Source organism: Pseudomonas sp. EA_35y_Pfl2_R5 (assembly GCF_963970805.1).
Lineage (GTDB): Bacteria > Pseudomonadota > Gammaproteobacteria > Pseudomonadales > Pseudomonadaceae > Aquipseudomonas.
On record NZ_CAXAOW010000010.1, the window covers coordinates 125,983 to 147,072 of the forward strand.

At 60.1% G+C, this 21,090-nt stretch carries 18 protein-coding genes and 2 pseudogenes; 12 read left to right on the forward strand and 8 right to left on the reverse strand.

From position 1 onward, the window contains the following. Positions 1-9: 9 nt before the first annotated feature. Positions 10-423 (reverse strand): large-conductance mechanosensitive channel protein MscL, encoded by a 414-nt coding sequence (gene mscL, locus AACX99_RS16605; protein ID WP_339413510.1) that lies wholly within the window; start codon positions 421-423, stop codon positions 10-12. Between the two features lie 136 nt (positions 424-559). Between mscL and AACX99_RS16610 the strand changes: the two genes are divergently transcribed. From AACX99_RS16610 to radA, 3 genes are all read left to right on the forward strand, one after another. Beyond that, positions 560-802 carry a YdcH family protein gene (locus AACX99_RS16610; protein ID WP_339413512.1) on the forward strand — a complete coding sequence of 81 codons (243 nt, stop codon included), beginning with the start codon at positions 560-562 and terminating at the stop codon, positions 800-802. 84 nt (positions 803-886) lie between these two features. Further along, complete coding sequence (locus AACX99_RS16615; protein ID WP_339413513.1) at positions 887-1,165, forward strand: YdcH family protein; 279 nt, start codon at positions 887-889, stop codon at positions 1,163-1,165. 123 nt (positions 1,166-1,288) lie between these two features. Then, entirely contained in the window at positions 1,289-2,653 is a 1,365-nt protein-coding gene (gene radA / locus AACX99_RS16620; protein ID WP_339413515.1) for a DNA repair protein RadA, read from the forward strand. Between the two features lie 248 nt (positions 2,654-2,901). On the opposite strand, the gene AACX99_RS16625 is transcribed toward radA, so the two are convergent. The 5 genes and pseudogenes from AACX99_RS16625 to AACX99_RS22260 all read right to left on the reverse strand — a co-directional run. Continuing rightward, a complete protein-coding gene (locus tag AACX99_RS16625; protein ID WP_339413517.1) occupies positions 2,902-3,276 on the reverse strand; it encodes a PilZ domain-containing protein in 375 nt (124 codons plus the stop codon). Between the two features lie 139 nt (positions 3,277-3,415). Continuing rightward, a complete protein-coding gene (glyA, locus tag AACX99_RS16630) occupies positions 3,416-4,669 on the reverse strand; it encodes a serine hydroxymethyltransferase (RefSeq protein ID WP_339413518.1) in 1,254 nt (417 codons plus the stop codon). A gap of 124 nt (positions 4,670-4,793) precedes the next feature. Next, the gene (locus AACX99_RS16635) at positions 4,794-8,981 is read right to left on the reverse strand and encodes a bifunctional diguanylate cyclase/phosphodiesterase (protein ID WP_445261881.1); all 4,188 of its coding nucleotides are present in this window, start codon (positions 8,979-8,981) and stop codon (positions 4,794-4,796) included. 222 nt (positions 8,982-9,203) lie between these two features. Then, a complete protein-coding gene (locus tag AACX99_RS22255) occupies positions 9,204-9,764 on the reverse strand; it encodes a methyl-accepting chemotaxis protein (protein ID WP_445261882.1) in 561 nt (186 codons plus the stop codon). Continuing rightward, positions 9,744-10,520 (reverse strand): annotated as a pseudogene (locus tag AACX99_RS22260) (PAS domain-containing protein); the annotation flags it as partial. The pseudogene AACX99_RS22260 and the gene AACX99_RS22255, both read right to left, overlap by 21 nt. Before the next feature lie 552 nt (positions 10,521-11,072). On the opposite strand from AACX99_RS22260, the gene AACX99_RS16645 reads away from it, so the two are divergent. From AACX99_RS16645 to AACX99_RS16685, 9 genes are all read left to right on the forward strand, one after another. Further along, complete coding sequence (locus AACX99_RS16645) at positions 11,073-11,612, forward strand: hypothetical protein (protein WP_445261879.1); 540 nt, start codon at positions 11,073-11,075, stop codon at positions 11,610-11,612. Between the two features lie 347 nt (positions 11,613-11,959). After that, complete coding sequence (gene ettA, locus AACX99_RS16650) at positions 11,960-13,627, forward strand: energy-dependent translational throttle protein EttA (RefSeq protein ID WP_339413524.1); 1,668 nt, start codon at positions 11,960-11,962, stop codon at positions 13,625-13,627. 197 nt (positions 13,628-13,824) lie between these two features. Continuing rightward, positions 13,825-16,287 carry a Lon protease family protein gene (locus tag AACX99_RS16655; RefSeq protein ID WP_339413525.1) on the forward strand — a complete coding sequence of 821 codons (2,463 nt, stop codon included), beginning with the start codon at positions 13,825-13,827 and terminating at the stop codon, positions 16,285-16,287. Between the two features lie 198 nt (positions 16,288-16,485). After that, positions 16,486-16,827, forward strand: a complete 342-nt coding sequence (locus AACX99_RS16660; protein ID WP_339413527.1) for a PA4575 family protein — start codon at positions 16,486-16,488, stop codon at positions 16,825-16,827. Positions 16,828-17,029: 202 nt separating this feature from the next. Next, a complete protein-coding gene (locus AACX99_RS16665; RefSeq protein WP_339413530.1) occupies positions 17,030-17,527 on the forward strand; it encodes a TIGR00645 family protein in 498 nt (165 codons plus the stop codon). A gap of 141 nt (positions 17,528-17,668) precedes the next feature. Then, entirely contained in the window at positions 17,669-17,974 is a 306-nt protein-coding gene (locus tag AACX99_RS16670; protein ID WP_339413531.1) for a DUF6482 family protein, read from the forward strand. Positions 17,975-17,985: 11 nt separating this feature from the next. Continuing rightward, a complete protein-coding gene (locus tag AACX99_RS16675) occupies positions 17,986-19,521 on the forward strand; it encodes a cryptochrome/photolyase family protein (protein WP_339413532.1) in 1,536 nt (511 codons plus the stop codon). Beyond that, complete coding sequence (locus tag AACX99_RS16680) at positions 19,518-19,670, forward strand: DUF2256 domain-containing protein (protein ID WP_339413533.1); 153 nt, start codon at positions 19,518-19,520, stop codon at positions 19,668-19,670. The genes AACX99_RS16675 and AACX99_RS16680 overlap by 4 nt, the downstream gene beginning before the upstream one ends. Positions 19,671-19,731: 61 nt before the next feature. Continuing rightward, a complete protein-coding gene (locus AACX99_RS16685; RefSeq protein WP_339413534.1) occupies positions 19,732-20,349 on the forward strand; it encodes an FKBP-type peptidyl-prolyl cis-trans isomerase in 618 nt (205 codons plus the stop codon). A gap of 270 nt (positions 20,350-20,619) precedes the next feature. On the opposite strand, the gene AACX99_RS16690 is transcribed toward AACX99_RS16685, so the two are convergent. Further along, the gene (locus AACX99_RS16690) at positions 20,620-20,847 is read right to left on the reverse strand and encodes a PA4570 family protein (RefSeq protein WP_339413536.1); all 228 of its coding nucleotides are present in this window, start codon (positions 20,845-20,847) and stop codon (positions 20,620-20,622) included. A gap of 118 nt (positions 20,848-20,965) precedes the next feature. Beyond that, positions 20,966-21,090, reverse strand: a pseudogene (locus AACX99_RS16695) (IS1595 family transposase); the annotation flags it as partial.

Here is a 21,090-nt window from a genome sequence, read left to right on the forward strand (position 1 = left end):
GTTGCCGGGCTATTCCTTGGTTTGCTGCGCCTTGAGCAGGTCACGGATTTCGCTGAGCAATACCTGATCCTTGGTCGGTGCGGCGGGGGCCGCCGGCGCGGCCTCTTCTTCGCGCTTGAGTCTGTTGATGACCTTGACGCCCATAAAGATGGCGAAGGCAACAATCACAAAGTCGATAATCGTCTGGATAAATTTGCCGTAGGACAGGGTTACTGCCGGGGCTTCGCCTTCGGCGGCTTTCAGCACAATGGCCAGGTCGGAAAAATCCACGCCGCCAATCAGCATGCCCAGGGGTGGCATCACCACGTCACCGACAAAGGACGAGACGATCTTGCCGAAGGCCGCGCCGATGATGATGCCCACGGCCATATCGACCACGTTGCCTTTGACTGCAAAGGCTTTGAATTCACTGAGTATGCTCATATGACGTTCCCTGATAGGTGAGGTTGGGCTGAGTGTAATGCGCCTCCGGTCAGGCATCAAAGGAGGTTCTGCGGCTTCAGGCAGAGCCGTTGCGACTGGACTAGGCTCAATACAGGCCCGCCATGAGGATGTCGTTATGCCACTGGAACATCACCCGCTGCACCGCGAGTTTCCCGAGCTCAAGCCGCAGCTGCACGCCTTGTTGTCCAGTGATGGGCATTTCGCCCGTTTGGCCGAAGAGTATGAAGAGCTTGATAAGCGCATCTATGAGGCGGAAAGCGGTCGAGTGGCCATGGATGAGATGCTGTTACTGGGCTTGAAGATGCAGCGCGTCAGCCTTAAGGACGAACTGGCCGGTCTGCTGGGTAGCACGCCGTAATCGTCTTAGTTTGATCCGGATCAAGTGTCGGCTCCGGCTCGGGGGATAGTCTGCAGGCAGTGACTATCCCAGAGCAGCGCCTACATGCATGTTGAACACCATCCGCTGATCAAAGACTTCCCCGAACTGCGTGGCGCGCTGCATGAGCTGCGCCTCGGCGATGCCGACTTCGCGCGCCTGGCAGATAGTTATGAAACCCTGGATAAGCGCATCTGCCGGGTCGAGTCGGGTGGTGAGCTGCTGGCAGACGATGCACTGCTGGCGCTCAAGCAGGAACGCATTGGCCTCAAGGATGATCTCGCTCGCCGGCTTAAGCGTGCATCCGGGCAGTGCTGTGGTTGCGGCAATGGCTGCAAGTCCTAAGAGCCTGTTTTTGCTTTGCCGGACTCTCGCTCGCGAGAGCTGAAACAGGTTCTAAAGTCATGGAGCTGTAAATATATCCAGCTATTTCGTATGATCCGGGCTCAGCGTTTATAGGAGTCCGGCATGGCCAAGGCCAAGCGCATGTATGGCTGCACCGAGTGCGGCGCCACCTTCCCGAAATGGGCCGGCCAGTGCGGCGAGTGCGGGGCTTGGAATACCCTGGTCGAAACCCTGCTCGAAGCCAATGCGGCCACTCCCAGCGGGCGTGCTGGTTGGGCGGGTGATCAGGTACAAATCAAGACCCTGGCCGAGGTCAGTGTTGAGGAAGTGCCGCGTTTCTCCACTGCCTCCGGCGAGCTGGATCGGGTGCTTGGCGGCGGCTTGGTGGACGGTTCGGTGGTGCTGATTGGCGGCGACCCCGGTATCGGCAAGTCGACCATCCTCTTGCAGACCCTGTGCAATATCGCCACGCGCTTTCCCGCGCTGTATGTCACTGGTGAGGAATCCCAGCAGCAGGTGGCCATGCGCGCGCGCCGCCTGGGTCTTCCGGAAGACAAGCTCAAGGTGATGACCGAAACCTGCATTGAAAGCATCATCGCCACCGCACGGCTGGAAAAGCCCAAGGTAATGGTGATCGACTCGATTCAGACCATCTTTACCGAACAACTGCAATCGGCCCCTGGCGGCGTCGCCCAGGTGCGCGAAAGTGCGGCGTTGCTGGTGCGCTTTGCCAAGCAGAGTGGTACGGCGATCTTCCTGGTTGGCCACGTGACCAAGGAAGGTGCTCTGGCCGGCCCGCGTGTACTCGAACACATGGTCGATACCGTGCTGTATTTCGAGGGCGAGTCTGATGGTCGTCTGCGCTTGCTACGCGCGGTGAAGAACCGCTTTGGTGCGATCAACGAACTGGGCGTGTTCGGCATGACCGACAAGGGCCTGAAAGAGGTCACCAACCCCTCGGCGATCTTCCTTACCCGCGCCCAGGAAGAAGTGCCGGGCAGCGTGGTGATGGCTACCTGGGAAGGCACCCGGCCGATGTTGGTGGAAGTGCAGGCGCTGGTCGACACCAGCCATATGGCCAACCCGCGCCGTGTCACCCTGGGGTTGGATCAGAACCGTCTGGCTATGCTCCTGGCCGTGCTGCACCGGCATGGCGGCATCCCGACCTATGATCAGGACGTATTCCTAAACGTGGTGGGCGGGGTCAAGGTGCTGGAGACCGCATCGGATCTGGCGCTGATGGCCGCGGTGATTTCCAGCCTGCGTAACAAGCCACTGCCGCATGATCTGCTGGTGTTTGGCGAGGTGGGGCTGTCTGGCGAGATCCGCCCGGTGCCGAGCGGTCAGGAGCGTCTTAAGGAGGCGGCCAAGCACGGCTTCAAGCGCGCCATCGTGCCCAAGGGCAATGCGCCGAAAGATCCGCCGCCGGGTTTACAGGTGATTGCCGTAACGCGCCTGGAACAGGCGCTGGATGCGTTGTTCGAGTAAGAACCTGTTTACGATCTGCTGCGCGTCGGCCATCTGGCGTTAAAAACAGCTTCGGAATGCTCATTTACAGCTCGTAAACTGCGCGTGATTCGCTTCGCTCACCCTGCGGGTCAGCCTTTGGCTGTTACTCCGCTGCGCTGCGTTTCTCGGCTGTTTTTGCCTTGTCTGGCTCTAGCTCGCGAAATCGTAAACACGTTCTAAACCCGCGCAGGCAGGATGAAAAAAGGAGGCCTCGGCCTCCTTTTTGTTTACTCGTCGTCTTCGCCTAGGGCAGCGAGTTCGCGCTCCAGCAGGCTGTCATCGCCGAGGTTGAGCTCGACTAGGCGGCGCAGGTGGCTGATCGAGTCGAGGTCGATATGCCGGCAGACAAAGCCGAGCAGGTCGGCCTGGGTGCGGGTCAGCACCACCTCCATCAGCACGCGGGTGTCGTCGGCCAATTGGATATTGGCTTCGAATGGCTGATTTGGGTCGCCATTCCAGCCGTCGGGGCGCTTGATCAGCAGACCTTTCAGCGATACGTCATGCAGTTCGACCGCCCAGCGCCGCTCCCCTTGCACTATCTCGGTGGGGGCGTCAAAAGCGATGCGGTGAAAGCGCCGACGCTCATTGGCTGTTTCGCTCATGCAAAGAAACTCCTGCGAGGTTTTATCCACTATAGCCAAGGCTGCTGGCGATGGCTTGATTTTATCTGTGCTTGAGAGCTACCTGGCAGATATAAAAAAGCCCGCCTGAAGGCGGGCTTTTCGACAGCGGGTCAGAGACTCAGTTGCCGTAAACCGGGAACTTCGCGCAGACCGCTTTGACTTGCTCGCGCACGCGCGCTTCAACAGCGTCGTTGCCCAGGTTGGCGAGGATCTCGCAGATCCAGCCAGCCAGCGTGCGGCATTCGTCTTCCTTGAAGCCGCGAGTGGTCACGGCTGGGGTGCCGATACGCAGGCCGGAGGTGACGAATGGCGAACGTGGGTCGTTCGGCACGCTGTTCTTGTTCACGGTGATAAAGGCGCGACCCAGGGCGGCGTCGGCGTCTTTACCAGTGATGTCTTGCTTGATCAGGCTGAGCAGGAACAGGTGGTTTTCAGTACCGCCGGAGACCACGTCGTAGCCGTTTTCGATAAACACGCTGGCCATGGCCTGGGCGTTCTTGATCACTTGCTGCTGGTAGGCCTTGAACTCAGGCTGCAGGGCTTCCTTGAAGCACACGGCCTTGGCGGCAATGACGTGCTCCAGCGGGCCGCCTTGGCCGCCTGGGAATACCGCGGAGTTGAATTTCTTCTCCAGCGCTTCGTTGGCACGGGCGAGGATCAGGCCGCCGCGTGGGCCGCGCAGGGTTTTGTGCGTGGTGGTGGTGACCACATCAGCAAACGGCACCGGATTCGGGTACACACCAGCAGCAACCAGGCCGGCCACGTGAGCCATGTCGACAAACAGGTAAGCGCCTACCTTGTCGGCGATGGCGCGGAAGCGCGGGAAGTCCAGCACCTGCGAGTAGGCGCTGAAGCCGGCGATGATCATCTTCGGCTTGTGCTCAACGGCCAGGCGCTCGACTTCGTCGTAGTCGATCAGGCCGGCATCGGTGATGCCGTACTGCACGGCGTTGTACATCTTGCCGGAGAAGCTGACGCTGGCGCCGTGGGTCAGGTGGCCGCCGTGGGCCAGGCTCATGCCCAGTACGGTGTCGCCGGCTTCCAGCAGAGCCATATACACGGCGCTGTTAGCTTGCGAGCCGGAGTGCGGCTGGACGTTGGCGTAGTCGGCACCGAACAGTTCCTTGGCACGGTCGATGGCCAACTGCTCGACGATGTCGACGTATTCGCAACCGCCATAGTAACGCTTGCCTGGATAGCCTTCGGCGTACTTGTTGGTCAGTACCGAGCCTTGGGCTTCCATCACCGCTGGGCTGGTGTAGTTCTCCGAGGCGATCAGCTCGATGTGATGTTCCTGGCGCTGGGCTTCTTGCTCCATCGCGGCAAACAATTCGGCGTCATAACGGGCGATAGTCAAATCACGGCTGAACATGGCATTCCCCTGAGAAAATCAGCTGGGCGGTAGAAAGAGGGGGCGAATTCTACCTCATCCGTAATAAACAGGCATATGAAGCGTGGTCATCTGGCGGACAAGCGGGGTTCATGTGCGGCAGGTTCTAGCTGAGCATAAACAGCGCGGTGCCAGTGAACAGGGCGGTGAACTGGTGCGCCGGCATTGGGCGTCCGAGCAGGAAGCCTTGCACTTCGTCGCAGTCGTGGCCGCGCAGGAAGTCCAGCTGGGCCAGGGTTTCCACACCTTCGGCGATTACTGTGAGATTGAGACTGTGGGCCATGGCGATGATCGCCCGGGCAATCTGCCCGTCCTGCTCGCCGTGGGGCAGGCCGTCGACAAAGCTGCGGTCGATTTTCAGCACATCGATGGGGAACTGCTTGAGGTAGTTCAGCGAGCTGTAGCCGGTGCCGAAATCGTCGATGGCGATGCCCACGCCCAGCTTTTTGAGGCTTGTGAGTGTCTGCATGGCGTTGGCCACGTCTTCCATCAGGATGCTTTCGGTCAGCTCCAGCTCCAGACAGGCCGGCGCAACGCCACTCTGCTCGATAATTTGGGCGATACGCCGATCGAGGTCGCCTTCGGCAAACTGACGCGCCGAGAGGTTGACCGAAATCTTCGGTACGCGAATCTTCGCTTCGTGCCATTCGGCCAGCTGGCGGCAGGACTCGCGCAGTACCCAGTCGCCGACCTGCACCACCAGGCCTAGCTCTTCAAGCACCGGAATAAAGTCATTCGGCGGTACCAGGCCGCGTTGTGGATGCTGCCAGCGCAACAGCGCTTCGGCCCCGGTCAGGCGCTTGCCGTCGCCGGAAAATTGCGGCTGGTAATAGAGCCTGAACTCGTTCTGCTCGAGGGCGTGGCGCAGGTCGCTCTCCAGTTCCAGACGCTGCAGGGCACTGGCGTTCATATCGGCCTGATAGAACTGGAAGTTGTTCTTGCCACGTTCCTTGGCGTGGTACATCGCTGTGTCGGCGTTTTTCATCAGCTGACTCAGCTCGTTACCATCCTGCGGACTCAAGGCGATGCCGATACTGGCGGTGACGAAGAACTCGCGGCCTTCGAGAACAAATGGCTGTGCCAGGCTGGCGAGAATCTGCTCGCCGACGTGAATGGCGCGGGTCAGCGCGACCTCACGCTGGCTTTGGGATTGCAGCAGCAGGGTGAATTCGTCGCCACCCATGCGCGCCACGGTGTCGTCACTGTCAACGCAGGCGCGCAGGCGTGTGGCCACTTCCTTGAGCATGCGGTCGCCGGCGGCGTGGCCGAGGGAGTCGTTGATCGGTTTGAAACGATCAAGGTCGAGGAACATCAATACCACCCACTCCTGGTGCCGCTCACCGTGCTGCAGGGCGCTGTGCAGGCGGTCCTGGAACAGCGTGCGGTTGGGCAGCTGAGTCAGGGCGTCGTAGTAGGCCAGGCGGTGGATGCGCTGTTCGCTGGCCTTGCGCTCGCTGATATCGCTGAAGAAACACACATAGCTGACCAGGTCGCCTTCATCGTCCTTAACTGCGGTGATGCCGACCCAGGCCGGGAATTTCTCGCCGCTCTTGCGCTTGAGCCACACTTCGCCTTCCCAGCTGCCCTGCTGGTTAAGCTGTTTGACCACATAGGCTAGGTGACTGGCCTGCTGGGTGTCTGCGGTGAGCATGCTCGGCAGCTGGTCGAGAATCTGCTTGGAGCTGTAGCCGCTGACCCGGCTAAAGGCATTGTTGACCTGCACGATATAGCCGGCCGGATCGGTGACCAGAATCGCCGCCGTGGAGTGCTCGAATACCGTGGCGGCCATGCGCAGGTCTTTCTCCGCACGGCGCTGCAAGCTGATGTCGCGGCCGACGCCGAGCAGGCCTTCGAAGCGCCCGCTGTCATCCCACATCGGTACCAGGCGCAGCTCGATCGGGATCTTCTGGCCATCGGCGCGCAGGCAGTCGAAGACAAACAGCTGTGGCAGAAACTCGGCACGCAGCTCGGCCAGCCGCTGCGGGTCGCCTAGGGCGTTGCGCACGCGGTCGAGCAGGGCGTAGAAGCCGCTCAACTGCCGTGGGTTGGTGGCCAGGCTGTGAAAACCGTTGGCCAGCGCCCACTCACTGTCATAGCCGAGCACCGGCATCACCGAGGGGCTGACGTAGTTGAGCTGCAACTGGGCGTCGGTGGAAAAGATCACGTCGCTGATGCTTTCCGCCAGCAGGCGATAGCGCTGCTCGCTGGTGCGCAGGGATTCGCTGTGGGTGATCTGCTCGGTGATGTCCTTGGCCACGCCGATCAGCCGACTGACCCGACCCTTGGCATCGCGCGCCAGGGCCTGCTCGCGGATATCAAACCAGTGCCAGCTGCCATCGCGGTGCCGCCAGCGCAGCTCGAATTGCATCAGCAGGCCGTTGCCCAGTACCTGCTGGATATTGCGCATGCGCTGATACAGCTCGACATCGTCGGGATGCAGGATCTTCTCCCACAGTCGCTCGCCGAGCTGAAGCATTTCCGCCTTGCTGTAGCCCAGCTGCGGGCCGAGGTGGTTGTTGCTGTACATCACCCGTTTGCCGGCGATGTCGTGCACATAGATGGTGTCGGGCACCGCGCTGACCACATCGGACCAGAAGCGCTCGCGTTCGATCAGCGAGGTTTCAATGCGCTTGCGATTGGTGATGTCGCTGATGCTGAGTGTTACGGCCTGCAGGTCGTCAATGCTTTCCGGTAGATGCATCAGCAGCCACAGGTGACGTTCGTGGCCCTGCGGAGTGCAGATCTGCCGCTCCATCTCCAGCTGGCCGCCGCCGCTCAGGAGGGCGTTGAGCAACTGCATGCGGAAGCCTTCCGGGCGTAGCGGGCCGCTGTTAAACAGGTGCTGCCAGGCTTGCTGATTGGAGTCGACGCCGAGCAGTTGCAGGGCTACATGGTTGGTTTCGGTCAGGCGCAGACGCTGGCAGAGCTCAATATGGTGCTGCGGATCGACCTCCAGCCAGCGTTGCAGGCTGGCTATGTTGCGCAACTGCTGCTGTTGCAGATAGCGTTGCAGGTCGGCCAGATCAAGTACGCACAGCGCAGTGCCGGTACCATCGAAGATATCCTGATAACGCCGGCGGGTTTCCTGCAGCACCTGTGAGGCGTGCTGTTCTTCGGTGACATCGCGCAGCACCCAGACAAAACCTGTGCGCTTATTGTCTTCGCTGAGGTCGCTGCGACTGATGTCGTACAGGTGGGCGACGCCATTTTGCTGGATTTCCACCAAGTCGGGGCCGAGGTCGTTGTGCAGGGCGGTGTCGTGCAGCAGCAGCGGGTCGAGGCGCGGCAGCAGCTTGAGCAGATGCCAGTCACGCGCCTCGTCGTTACTCAGGCCGAACATCGCCTCGGCCTGTGGGTTGAGGTACTGCAACTGGCCGTTGCTGTCGGTGACCAGTACACGTTCTTCGATGGCGCCCAGCACGCTGGCCGCTTGCTGCAACGAGCGCCGTGAGGCGGTATTCAGCGCATGCAGGCTGCGCTGTTCATTCAGCAGGCGATACAGCGCCAGCAGCGTAAGGGTGGCGCAGAGGATAAACAGCAGCAGCTTGCTGGCCTGTTGCGGCAGTTGCTGGGCACGCACCTTGCGCTCATTGAATAACGCGCGCAGCTGCCAATCGCTGCCATTGAGCGGGGTTTCCTGCATGCTCTGGTCAAGGTTTTCTGCGGTAACCGGTGGCGCCACCGGCAAGCTGGTAGCGCCCTGGATCGCATTGCTGGCAATGACCCGTTGCGCATTACGGTCTTCCAGCAGCCACTGATGCGGGCTTTGATGGTGTTCATGCAGCCAGCTGGTCAAGGCTCTGTTGGTCAGACGCAACACCCAGAAACCGCTGGCGGCGCTGTCGGGGTTATGTCGCAGCAATAGATAGATGCGACCGTGATCGTTAGCGCTGAAGGTGTAGAAGAAGCTTTCGCGGGCGCCACGTTGCAGCAACTCAGCCAGGTACAGCGCATCTTCGGTGGGTGTATGGCTGTCGGCGACAATACGCCCCTGGCGATTCAGCCAGGCCAGGCTGCGTAGGGTTGGAAATACGCCGCGCAACGTATGTAGCAGCTCTTCCAGTTCATCTGGGTTCTTCGGCGGCAGTACATGGGGTTGTAGAAGGGCCTGGCCGGCGCTGGCCTTGAGCGCCATGTTCAGGCTCAAATGGTTGGCCAGCTGCGAACTGTAGGCCAGGCCAAGTTGGCGTTGATTGTCCAGCAGTTGCTGGGATTCCTGACGCAGTTGCCAGAGCAGCAGCACCAACATGCTCAGGACCAGCACCACCAATGCGCCGCGGGTCGGCCCACGCATCGCCTCAGCCGGCGGGGCGCCAGGAGTACGCGGCGTGGTTGGGGGCGTGACTGTTGGCAAAGACATACATCCTGGGGGCTTGACGGCAATGTGCGGGCCCCTGGCGGGTGCGCGAAACGGCCGGCAGCCAAGGGGCGGCTAGCATGCCATAAACGTGGCAAAGTGCCAGTGCGGCCGACGAGCGTCGTTTGCGCACCCGGGTTAGTGCCAGCGATCCACCAATCAGCTCTTCAATTGATTGGCGAACTGGCCGACAGCATCGACCACCTTTTGCGCGCCGTCTTGGATTTCAACGATTACTGCTCCGGCCTCGTTGGCCAGGTGCAGCCCTTGTTCCGCCTGCTCGCGGCTACTGGCCATGCTGTCCACTGCCGTTTGCGCCAGGCTCTGGTTCTTTTGCACCACCTCGACGATCTCCTCGGCCGCCTGGCTGGTGCGTCCGGCCAGTTGCCGGACCTCATCGGCCACCACCGCGAAGCCGCGACCCTGTTCGCCCGCGCGGGCCGCCTCGATGGCCGCATTGAGCGCCAGCAGGTTGGTCTGGCCGGCAATGCCGCTGATCGTCTTGATGATCGAACTGATCAACTGCGATTGTTTGTCCAGCGCCTCGATGCCTTGCGCCGCTTCCTGCACCTGCTCGGAGATGCGCCGCATGACGGTCACGGTTTCGCTGATCACCGCGGCGCCTTTCTTGGCGGTGGCGTCAGTCTGCTGCGAGGTGCCGTAGGCGATGCTGGCAGCCGCGGCGACTTCCTCCTCGCGCTCCACTTGGTCGGTGATCACCGTGGCAAATTTCACCACTTTGTAGAGTTTGTTGTGGGCGTCGTGTACCGGGTTGTAAGAGGCTTCGAGCCAGACTACGCGACCCATGGCGTCTACACGCTTGAAGCGGTGGGCGACGAATTCGCCACGGTTGAGCTGAGCCCAGAATTCCCGGTAAGCGGGGGAGTTGTACTCCTCGGGCTCGCAAAACATGCTGTGGTGCTTGCCCTTGATCTGCTCCAGGCGATAGCCCATGCCCTGGAGGAAGCGGTCATTGGCGGTCAGCACCTCACCCTTGAGATTGAACTCGATGACGGCGGTGGAGCGCAGCAGGGCATTGATCAGGCCTTCATGCTCCTTCGAGGTCTCGATGGTGCGGGTCAGGTCATTGGCGCACAGGGTGAAGCCCGTGGCCTGGCCCTTGCTGTTCTTCAGCGGCTGCCAGATCGAGCGTAGCCAGGCTTCCTCACCATTGGCGCGCAGCATGCGGTAGGCACCGCTAACGTGCTCGCCGCGAGCCAACGCGGTCTTGAGCTTGCTGTAGTTGGCTTCGCGGCGGAAAGAATCTGGGATGAAATCTTCTATTGAACGGCCGATCAGGTCCTCGCGACGGTGCAGCATTTCCCGGACGAAATGCTCATTGGCGAAGATGATATGTCCACGCGCGTCCAGTTCCAGCACCAGCATTTCCGCATAGATCGATTCCTTGATCTGCTGATTCTTGGAATTTTCTTCCCGAAGCGCTTCCAGTTCCTTCTTCAAATGCGTGTTGAACATGACAGGAGACTCGCTGGTTAGTGGACGGCCATTCAGATAGTCGGCGTGCCCAGGTTATTCTGAAGTGCAGATACACAATATTCCTGGTGCTTGGTGGCGGGTGTCGTCGCCAGCGCGTTACCCCGCTGAACGGTACTGTTGTTTTGGCTTTCGGGCCGACGATAGGCCCAACCCGCAGGAACCTTCCATGCAGACGCGCCGCGAACGGGGGCATCACGAAGCCGGGTGCCACTGGCGCGTCGATCGTACGCTGCTTAAAGAGTCTGAACTCATTATTGCGATGGCCAGTCACACACGAACATTGAGCGGGAAGGCATCGTCCAGGCTCGTGAACGTAAAGTCATAAGGAGAATAACGATGGCTCGCCAAGCGATTGAAGACCAGTTCGCCCATGAGCTTTCCGAGATGTATAGCGCCGAGTAGCGGATCACTAACGCGCGGCCATGGATGGTCGGCGCCGCTACCAAGTTGCTGGTCGGGCTCAAGCTCAAGCGAATGAAGTGTGTGGCGACGGCAGATCGCTGTTGTGTCCCCTGTAGCGCGGTACTGAATGTGTCCAGAATCATTTCTCCCGAGAACCTCGCCGTCGACGCAAATGCGGCATCCGATCCACTGATGTTCGGTACGCCGAGAGAACGGTTGGATTTCTATCGTCGGGAAATCCAATACGAAACCAGCCTGCTGGCCAATCGAACCAATGCCTACCTGTCGGCTCAGTCGTTTCTGGTGATTGCTTATGCCTCCTCCATGGCCAATCTCAACACGAAGTGGGGCGATCTCTTCACCTTGGTGGTGCCGGCGCTCCTGGCGCTGTTGGGTATCGTCAGCTCACTGCACGCCTGGCCGGGTATCAAGGCGTCGGCAAACATCATCGGCCACTGGCATTTCAAGCAGGAACACCTGCTGCGCAGTGAGCCAAAATTCGGCCACGCCTACGATGACTCTCCATTGTTTAGTGAGCAGGAGTCGAAAAAGGACAGCTATTACAAGACCTTATTGTTCTCGTTGCGCTCCCCCTGGCTATTCGCCGTGTTCTGGGGCGTACTGGGGGCATTTTCGCTGTGGTTGCAGTTAAGCGCGGTGAAGCTCTGACGGCCTGTGGTCAAAGACCGTCGGCAGTGCGCAGAGTGTGTGTCAGCGCAGCCGTGAATGCCTTAGCGCGGGGCGACTAACTGCTGTGCTCACCGCGGGCGCAGAGGGGGGGCTGCTGGCTTTCCACGATTTGCGTATTCCCGCAACGAATACAGGCATAGCGGTCACGGGCAGACACCCGCTCGTACAGCGCCCGGCCTCGTGTCCCCCGTTCGATAGGCCACTGCGGCAGGTCAGTGGTTTGCTTGGGTTACCTTAGCGATTGCTTCGATATGTAAATGGTCGACTCACCCTTATCTGTCATAAGATGGGCGCAATTTTTTTACGTTTTTTGCGAGGTATTCAGTTTGGCTCAGTACGTCTTCACCATGCATCGACTCGGCAAAGTAGTGCCGCCGAAGCGGGAAATCCTCAAAGACATCTCCCTGTCGTTCTTCCCCGGCGCGAAAATCGGCGTACTTGGCCTCAACGGTTCGGGTAAGTCCACCCTGCTGAAAATCATGGCCGGGGTCGATACCGAGTTCAACGGCGAAGCCCGGCCAATGCCGGAACTGAACATCGGCTACCTGCCGCAGGAACCGCAGCTCGACCCGAGCAAGACCGTGCGCGAAGTGGTGGAAGAGGCCGTCAGCCATATCAAGGACGCCCAGGCGCGTCTGGATCAGGTGTACGCCGCTTACGCCGAGCCGGATGCCGACTTCGACAAGCTGGCCGCCGAACAGGCCAAGCTCGAAGCCATTTTGCAGACCAGCGATGGCCATAACCTTGAGCGTCAGCTGGAAGTTGCAGCCGACGCCTTGCGTCTGCCGGCCTGGGACGCCAAGGTCGCCGTACTGTCTGGTGGTGAGAAGCGCCGTGTAGCGCTGTGCCGCTTGCTGCTGTCGGCCCCCGACATGCTGCTGCTGGACGAGCCGACCAACCACTTGGATGCCGACTCGGTGGCTTGGCTGGAGCACTTCCTCCATGACTTCCAGGGCACCGTGGTGGCGATTACCCACGACCGGTACTTCCTGGATAACGTCGCCGGTTGGATTCTTGAACTCGACCGCGGCGCTGGTATTCCGTACGAGGGCAACTACTCCGGCTGGCTCGAGGCTAAATCGAACCGTCTGGCCCAGGAATCCAAGCAGCAGTCGGCGCATGAGAAAGCCATGAAGGAAGAGCTGGAGTGGGTGCGCAAAGGCGCCAAAGCCCGCCAGTCGAAATCCAAGGCACGTCTGCAGCGTTTCGAGGAAATGCAGTCGCAGGAATTCCAGAAACGCAGCGAGACCAACGAAATCTATATCCCAGTTGGCCCGCGTCTGGGCGACAAGGTCATCGACTTCGTTAATGTCAGCAAAGGCTACGGCGACCGCGCGCTGATCGACGGCCTGTCGTTCAGTATGCCTAAAGGGGCCATTGTCGGGGTGATCGGCGGTAACGGTGCCGGTAAGTCGACTTTGTTCCGCATGCTGATGGGCAAAGAGCAGCCGGACTCGGGCAGCATCGAGATCGGTGAAACCGTGCAGCTGGCGTGCGTCGATCAGAGCCGCGACGACCTCGACGGCAGCAAGAGCGTATGGGAGGCCGTGTCTGGCGGTTCCGACATGATCAAGATCGGCAACTATGAAGTACCGTCACGCACCTACGTGGGGCGCTTCAACTTCAAGGGTGGCGACCAGCAGAAGTTCGTCAAGGACCTCTCCGGTGGTGAGCGCGGCCGTCTGCACCTGGCCCTGACCCTGAAAGAGGGTGCCAACGTGCTGCTGCTGGACGAACCGTCCAACGATCTCGACGTGGAAACCCTGCGTTCGCTGGAAGAGGCACTGCTCGACTTCCCAGGCGCCGCCATTGTGATCTCTCACGATCGCTGGTTCCTGGATCGCGTGGCGACCCATATCCTGGCGTACGAAGACGACTCGCATATCGAGTTCTTCGAAGGTAACTACACCGAGTACGAAGCCGACCGTAAGAAGCGTCTGGGTGATGCTGCCGCGCAGCCGCACCGCGTGCGTTACAAGAAGCTGGCGCAGTAAGCTACGTTGCAATACAAAACGGAGCCGCAAGGCTCCGTTTTTGTTTCTGAGTTTGAGCCAACAGCCTGCCTGGGCCGCGTTGTGTGCGCTCTTGTGCATTGCGCGCAGGCGTACGTGTACAGGATCGCGCTTATTGGCTTGTGGATGAGGGCCGATGCGGCCATGATTTCCACCAGGCCCCCGTCCAAGGATTTCCAATGCCAGACTCCGTCGCAGCCCATTTGCGGTTGGCACCTGAAGCACTTACCCGTCCCTTTTCCCCTGAGCAGTTCAACTTCACCAATACCGAAGACCTGGAACCCTTTCGTGGTGTATTGGGCCAGGAGCGCGCCGTCGAGGCGTTGCAGTTCGGCGTGGCGATGCCGCGCCCTGGGTATAACGTATTTGTCATGGGCGAGCCCGGCACCGGCCGCTTCTCCTTCGTCAAACGCTATCTCAAGGCTGAAGCCAAACGCCTGGAGACTCCGGCTGACCGGCTGTACGTCAACCATTTCGATGAGCCGCGCGAGCCGCGTGCGCTGGAGCTGCCGTCTGGCACTGCCGGCGAGTTTCTCGCCGATATCAATGGCCTGATCGACAACCTGTTGGCGACCTTCCCAGCGGTGTTCGAACACCCCTCGTTCCAGCAGAAGAAGAACGCCATCGACCGCGCCTTCAACAAGCGCTACGACCAGGCGCTGGATGTGATTGAGCGCCTGTCGCTGGAAAAGAGCGTGGCCCTGTACCGCGACAGCAGCAATATCGCCTTCACCCCAATGCTTGAGGGTAAGGCGCTGGATGAAGCCGAGTTTGCTCAATTACCGGAAGCCGACCGAGAGCGCTTCCATGCCGATATCGCTTCCCTGGAAGAGCGTCTGAACGAGGAGCTGGCCAGCCTGCCGCAATGGAAGCGCGAATCGAGCAATCTGCTGCGTCAGCTCAACGAAGAGACCATCACCGTGGCGTTGCAGCCGCTGCTCGCTCCGCTATCGGAAAAATATGCGGAAAACGCCGGGGTCTGCGCTTATTTGCAGGCGATGCAGGTCAACCTGCTCAAAACTGTGGTCGATCAGCTGGTCGAAGTGGAGCGTATCGATGCCCAGACCCGCAAATTGCTTGAAGAACAGTACTGCCCGAGCCTGGTGGTCGGTCATCACGCCCAGGGCGGCGCGCCCGTGGTGTTCGAGCCGCACCCGACTTACGACAACCTGTTCGGCCGCATCGAATACAACACCGACCAGGGCGCGCTCTACACCAGCTACCGCCAGCTGCGTCCCGGTGCGCTACACCGCGCCAACGGTGGGTTTCTGGTTCTTGAAGCGGAAAAGATGCTCGGTGAACCGTTTGTCTGGGACGCGCTCAAGCGTGCCCTGCAATCGCGGCAGCTGAAGATGGAATCGCCGCTAGGCGACCTCGGGCGCATTGCTACCGTGACTCTCAACCCCCAGGTGATCCCGTTGCAGCTCAAAATGGTGATCATTGGCTCGCGCCAGCTGTATTACGCGTTGCAGGACCACGATCCGGACTTCCAGGAAATGTTCCGCGTGCTGGTCGACTTTGATGAAGATATCCCGCTGGCCGATGACAGCCTGGAGCAATTCGCTCAGCTGATGAAAACCCGTACCTCGGAAGAGGGCATGGCGCCGCTGACCGCTGCCGCCGTGGCGCGCGTGGCGACCTACAGCGCGCGTTTGGCTGAACACCAGGGGCGTTTGTCGGCGCGTATTGGCGATCTGTTCCAGTTGGTCAGCGAGGCCGACTTTATCCGCAGCCTGGCCGGTGATGAAGTGACTGACGCCGGACATATCGAGCGCGCGCTAAAGGCCAAAGCCACCCGCACGGGCCGCGTGTCGGCGCGGATCATCGACGACATGTTGGCCGGGATTATCCTGATCGACACCGCCGGCGCAGCCGTGGGCAAGTGTAACGGTCTGACCGTGCTGGAAGTCGGCGACTCGGCCTTCGGTGTGCCCGCGCGGATTTCGGCCACGGTCTATCCCGGTGGCAGCGGCATCGTCGACATCGAACGAGAGGTCAACCTCGGCCAGCCGATCCACTCCAAGGGTGTGATGATCCTGACTGGCTATCTGGGTAGCCGCTATGCCCAGGAATTCCCTCTGGAAATCTCCGCGAGCATCGCCCTGGAGCAGTCCTACGGGTATGTCGACGGCGACAGCGCCTCGCTGGGTGAGGTCTGCACGTTGATCTCGGCCTTGTCGCGCACCCCGCTCAAGCAGTGTTTCGCCATTACCGGCTCGATCAATCAGTTTGGCGAGGTGCAGGCGGTTGGCGGGGTCAACGAGAAGATCGAAGGCTTCTTCCGCCTCTGTGAGGCCCGCGGCCTGACCGGCGAGCAGGGCGCGATCATTCCGCACTCCAACGTCACCACCCTGATGCTCGATGAGCGGGTGCTGCAGGCGGTACGCGCTGGGCAGTTCCATATCTATGCCGTGCGTCAGGTCGATGAGGCGTTGAGTCTGCTGGTCGGCGCGGATGCTGGCTCGCCCAATGAACAGGGCCAGTTCCCTGCGGGCAGCGTCAATGCACGGGTGGTTGAGCGTCTGCGCGATATCGCCGCCATGGGGATGGAAGACGATGACAAGGAGGAGTCGAAGAAGGAAGAGCCGGCTGCTGCGGCCAAGGAGAAAAAGCCGCGAGCGAAAAAGCCTGCGGCTGAATGACCGCAGCGCGCAGGCAATTCGCCCGGTGGCTGGTCAGTCACTGAGCGAATTGCGCCGCCGGCCCGTGCGCCTGGATCGGGCCGGCTTTTCCTCACTTCATCCACACAGTTATCCACAGCAAACGGGGATAATTGTTGGCTTCCCACTGGCGGTTGCTCGGGTGTAGGCTGAAGGCCTGCTCCTGAGAGGGTCGTCGCCATGTCGCGCAGCCTCAATCTCACTCGCCACTGTCTGGGCCTGGATACTCGTATCGAATGCGTGGTGTTGCCGCTGGCCGGTAACAATGGCCTCTGGACGCTGATCTGCGCCGCCGGCATGGCTGGTGCACAGCCTTCCACGATCAAGGCGCAGGGCCCATTCCACGGGGCTTTCGCTGCCGAAAGCATCCTCACGGATATCGCTGAAAACTTGCACGGCATGGGGTACGAGCAATCGACCGACGTGCCGATCTGGCGCCTGCATATCCAGGCCGAGCTGCGCCGTTTGAACGCTGAGCGAGGTCATCACCTGGGTGATTACCAGTTTCAGCCGGAAACCTGAGCGGGCAATTGCCGAGTATTTGATCAGGTGTCGCCAACCCTATTCAGGGCTGGCTTGCAGCCATTGATCTTGAGCCTGCCCACAAGGTTATCCACAGTTATAGGGGATAACCGCAGCGGTCATTAATTGCCACACTCCAGGGTTGTCTAGGCGAGGGCGCTGGGTATACTCGCCGGCAGTTTTAAACCCTGAGTGAGCCCTTATGGAACGCTTTATCGAAAATGCCATGTATGCCTCGCGCTGGCTGCTGGCACCTATCTATTTCGGACTGTCGCTGGCGGTGCTGGCGCTGTCCATCAAGTTCTTTCAGGAGGTTTATCACATCCTCCCTGATATCTTTGCCCTGACCGAGGCTGACCTGATCCTGCGCCTGCTATCGCTGATCGATATGGCATTGGTCGGTGGCCTGCTGGTGATGGTGATGCTCTCGGGTTACGAGAATTTCGTTTCTCAGCTCAATATAAACGAGGGCACCGAGAAGCTCAGTTGGCTGGGCAAGATGGATTCCAGCTCGCTGAAAATGAAGGTTGCTGCCTCGATTGTGGCGATTTCCTCGATTCACCTGCTTAAGGTGTTTATGGATGCCAAGAGTTACGATGTTGATCACCTCCAGTGGTACGTGATCATCCACCTGACTTTTGTCGGGTCGGCTTTCGCCATGGGTTATCTGGATAAGCTGACCAAGTACGAATCGAGCTGACCCCCTTCTTATGCGTCCCCGCCGCCCGGCCGTTGCAAAACGGACGGGCGGTTTGCGTTGTACCTTGTGCTTTTGCTGTGCTGTACAAAAATTGTATTTGTATAGATTTTTGTATAGTTTTGTTTGCCCGAGGATATCGCCATGAACCTGCAAGACTTGTCGCTGCACGCCCACGCCGGGCATATCGACGCGCTCAACCTGATCTCCATCGAAGGTGGGATCTACCTGCTGGAGGCGCACATGGACGGCCGTGCCCACCCGCTCAGTGATAGCAGTGGAAAGACCCTGCACCTGCGCTCGATCGAGCATGCCCGCGACCTGCTGCACGACTTGCCGCGCATACCGTTCCACCTGGTACATGCGGTGGTGCATGACGAAATGTGCGGCATGCAGGATGGCACCCAGGACACCTTGCGCGTGCCGATCTCCTTCAACTCTTCCTGGTAACGACTCCATCTATGTCTACTCGCCGGCTTGCCCTGGTACTGGGTGATCAGCTGTCTTTCGATCTGCACAGTTTGCAGGCCCTGGACCCGCAGCAGGATGCCGTGCTGCTCGCTGAGGTGGCGGCGGAAACCGACTATGTGCCGCACCATCCGCAGAAGATCGCGCTGATCTTCAGTGCCATGCGCAATTTTGCCGAGGCCCTGGGCGAGCGTGGCTGGCGCGTGCATTACGTCAAGCTGGACGATGCGCAGAACAGCGGCTCGCTGCCGGGTGAGTTGCAGCGCTGGGTTACGAAGTTGCAGGCGGCCGAGGTGCATATCACCGCATGTGGTGAGTGGCGCCTGGAAGATCAGTTGAAGCGCAGCGGTGTGCCGATCACCTGGCATGCCGACAATCGTTTTATCTGCGCCCGTGACGAGTTCGCCCGTTGGGCCGAGGGGCGCAAGCAGCTGCGTATGGAGTTTTTCTACCGCGAGATGCGCCGCAAGACCGGCTTGTTGCTTAACGGTGACAGTACCCCGGTGGGCGGTGCGTGGAACTTCGATGCGGAAAACCGCAAGGCGCTGCCCAAACAGATCAAGGCGCCGATGACCGCGCGTTTCCCGGCGGACGCCATTACCCGGGACGTGCTGAAGCAGGTGGCCGAGCGTTTCAGTCACCATTACGGCAGCCTGGGGTCTTTCGATTACCCGGTGACCCACGCCGAGGCCGAGGCGCTGTGGCAGCATTTTCTCGATTTCGCTTTGCCGGCCTTCGGTGATTACCAGGACGCTATGGCGGTCGGTGAGCCGTTTCTGTTTCATGCGCGGATCAGTGCGGCGCTGAATATCGGCCTGCTGGATGTGCGCCGTCTGTGTGCGGACGTGGAGGCGGCCTACTGGCGCGGCCAGGTGCCACTAAACGCCGCTGAGGGATTTATCCGCCAGTTGATTGGCTGGCGCGAATACGTGCGCGGCATCTACTGGCTGCACATGCCCGAGTACGCCGAGCGCAATGCCTTCGGCAATACCCGGCCGCTGCCGGAGTTCTACTGGACCGGCAAGACCCGCATGAAATGCATGAGCCAGGCTATCTGCCAGACTCTGGAGCATGCCTATGCTCACCATATCCAGCGGCTGATGGTCACCGGCAACTTCGCCTTGCTGGCCGGTATTGTGCCCAGCCAGGTCTGCGACTGGTACCTGGCCGTGTATATGGATGCCTTCGACTGGGTCGAGCTGCCCAACACCCTGGGTATGGTCATGCACGCCGATGGCGGGTATCTGGGTTCCAAGCCTTACTGCGCCAGCGGCCAGTACATCAAGCGGATGTCCAACTACTGCGGCGATTGCGCCTACAAGGTCAGTGAGAGCGTGGGTGAGCAGGCGTGCCCGTTTAATGCGCTGTATTGGCATTTCCTGATGCGCCACCGTGAGCAGCTGTCGGGTAACCATCGGCTGGGCATGATCTACCGTGGCCTGGACAAGATGAGCGAGGCCAAGCAGCAGGGCCTCTGGGCACGCGGCGCGCATTTGTTGGAACGGCTGGATGCCGGCGAGGCGTTGTGAAAAAGGCCGAGCTGCCGGTCAAGACCTGCCAGGTGTGTGGTTTGCCTTTCGCGTTGCGCAAGAAATGGGCGCATTGCTGGGGTGAGGTGAAGTACTGCTCCGAGCGTTGTCGGCGTAATCGCTCCTCGGCTGGCGTGGCCGGCGGTTAGAGTGGCAATGGTGTTTGTGCTAGGCTGGCCGACCTTTTTTAGCCCCTAGCGGAGCAGTGTTATGTCCGATATCAATCTCTCGACTGACGAAACCCGCGTCAGCTACGGCATCGGCCGTCAACTGGGTGGTCAGCTGCGCGACAACCCGCCGCCGGGTGCCAGCCTGGACGCGATCATCGCCGGTATCACCGATGCTTTCTCCGGCCAGCCAAGCCGCGTTAGCGAAGCTGAGCTGACCGCCAGCTTCAAAGTAATCCGCGACATCATGCAAGCCGAAGCGGCTGCCAAGGCTGAAGCGGCTGCCGGTGCTGGCCTGGCTTTCCTCGCGGAAAACGCCAAGCGTGATGGCATTACAGTTCTGGCTTCCGGCCTGCAGTACGAAGTGCTGAATACCGGTGCTGGCGCGATGCCGACCCGCGAAGACACCATTCGCGCGCATTATCACGGCACCCTGATCGATGGCACTGTGTTCGATAGCTCCTACGAGCGCGGTCAGCCTGCCGAGTTTCCGGTGGGCGGCGTGATCGCCGGCTGGACCGAAGCCCTGCAACTGATGAATGCCGGTAGCAAGTGGCGTCTGTATGTGCCGAGCGAGCTGGCTTACGGCGAGCAAGGCGTGGGCAGCATCCCACCGCACAGCGTGCTGGTGTTTGACGTGGAGCTGCTGGACGTTCTCTAAGAGACGCTCCACGATCTGCTGCGCGTCGGCCCTACTGCGTAAAAACAGGCTCGAAAAGCCGCTTGCGGCTAACGCACGCCAGTGCGGCCCCGAAGGGGCGAGCGAAGCGAGTAATGTTCATGTACAACAGTACACTCCGCTTCCTCGCCGTTTTGACCAGCCGGAGGCTGTTACTAACGTAGCGCCTTGTAGGACTCTAGCTCGCGAGATCTATAGTCTCAGGCGCTATCTATCGCGGGCCATGCCCGCGATGCGTTTAAGGCCAGATTGTCAGGGGCGCAACGCCCGGGCATAGCAGTAGAGAAACAGATTACGCACCAACTCCTTAAGCACCAGCGGCTCACTGGAGTTCAGCTCGTGCAGATCCAGATCGCCCTGATCACGCAGCTCATCCAGGGCATCCTCCTTAAGCAGCGCGCAGACTTCGCCGGTATTGCGGTTAAGAATGCGTAGATACGGCTGCGGGCGGTCCAGCCAGGCATCGGTCAGGTAGGTCATGACTCATCTCCCTTTCAAATAGTTGGGTGAGAATAATTCTTATTAGATTTATAGCAAGGATTAATCGCTGCCCTTCGTCGCGCGGTGTGGTTGCTGTGGATTCAGGCAATAAAAAAGGCTATGTCCCAATCGCGTGTTGCATGGTCCGACCAACCGCCTCCTGGATACAGTGAACGGGCTGAATACGCTGCTGATAGCGTTCAAGCATGCGGCGCCAGCCCAGGTAGTTCGGGAGGTAGCGGG

Excerpts from the sequence above, each read along its gene's own strand:
- mscL (WP_339413510.1), bottom strand. The coding sequence starts at position 423 with ATGAGCATACTCAGTGAATTCAAAGCCTTTGCAGTCAAAGGCAACGTG.
- AACX99_RS16610 (WP_339413512.1), top strand. The coding sequence starts at position 560 with ATGCCACTGGAACATCACCCGCTGCACCGCGAGTTTCCCGAGCTCAAG.
- AACX99_RS16615 (WP_339413513.1), top strand. The coding sequence starts at position 887 with ATGCATGTTGAACACCATCCGCTGATCAAAGACTTCCCCGAACTGCGT.
- radA (WP_339413515.1), top strand. The coding sequence starts at position 1,289 with ATGGCCAAGGCCAAGCGCATGTATGGCTGCACCGAGTGCGGCGCCACC.
- AACX99_RS16625 (WP_339413517.1), bottom strand. The coding sequence starts at position 3,276 with ATGAGCGAAACAGCCAATGAGCGTCGGCGCTTTCACCGCATCGCTTTT.
- glyA (WP_339413518.1), bottom strand. The coding sequence starts at position 4,669 with ATGTTCAGCCGTGATTTGACTATCGCCCGTTATGACGCCGAATTGTTT.
- AACX99_RS16635 (WP_445261881.1), bottom strand. The coding sequence starts at position 8,981 with ATGCGTGGGCCGACCCGCGGCGCATTGGTGGTGCTGGTCCTGAGCATG.
- AACX99_RS16655 (WP_339413525.1), top strand. The coding sequence starts at position 13,825 with ATGCCAGACTCCGTCGCAGCCCATTTGCGGTTGGCACCTGAAGCACTT.
- AACX99_RS16660 (WP_339413527.1), top strand. The coding sequence starts at position 16,486 with ATGTCGCGCAGCCTCAATCTCACTCGCCACTGTCTGGGCCTGGATACT.
- AACX99_RS16665 (WP_339413530.1), top strand. The coding sequence starts at position 17,030 with ATGGAACGCTTTATCGAAAATGCCATGTATGCCTCGCGCTGGCTGCTG.
- AACX99_RS16670 (WP_339413531.1), top strand. The coding sequence starts at position 17,669 with ATGAACCTGCAAGACTTGTCGCTGCACGCCCACGCCGGGCATATCGAC.
- AACX99_RS16675 (WP_339413532.1), top strand. The coding sequence starts at position 17,986 with ATGTCTACTCGCCGGCTTGCCCTGGTACTGGGTGATCAGCTGTCTTTC.
- AACX99_RS16685 (WP_339413534.1), top strand. The coding sequence starts at position 19,732 with ATGTCCGATATCAATCTCTCGACTGACGAAACCCGCGTCAGCTACGGC.
- AACX99_RS16690 (WP_339413536.1), bottom strand. The coding sequence starts at position 20,847 with ATGACCTACCTGACCGATGCCTGGCTGGACCGCCCGCAGCCGTATCTA.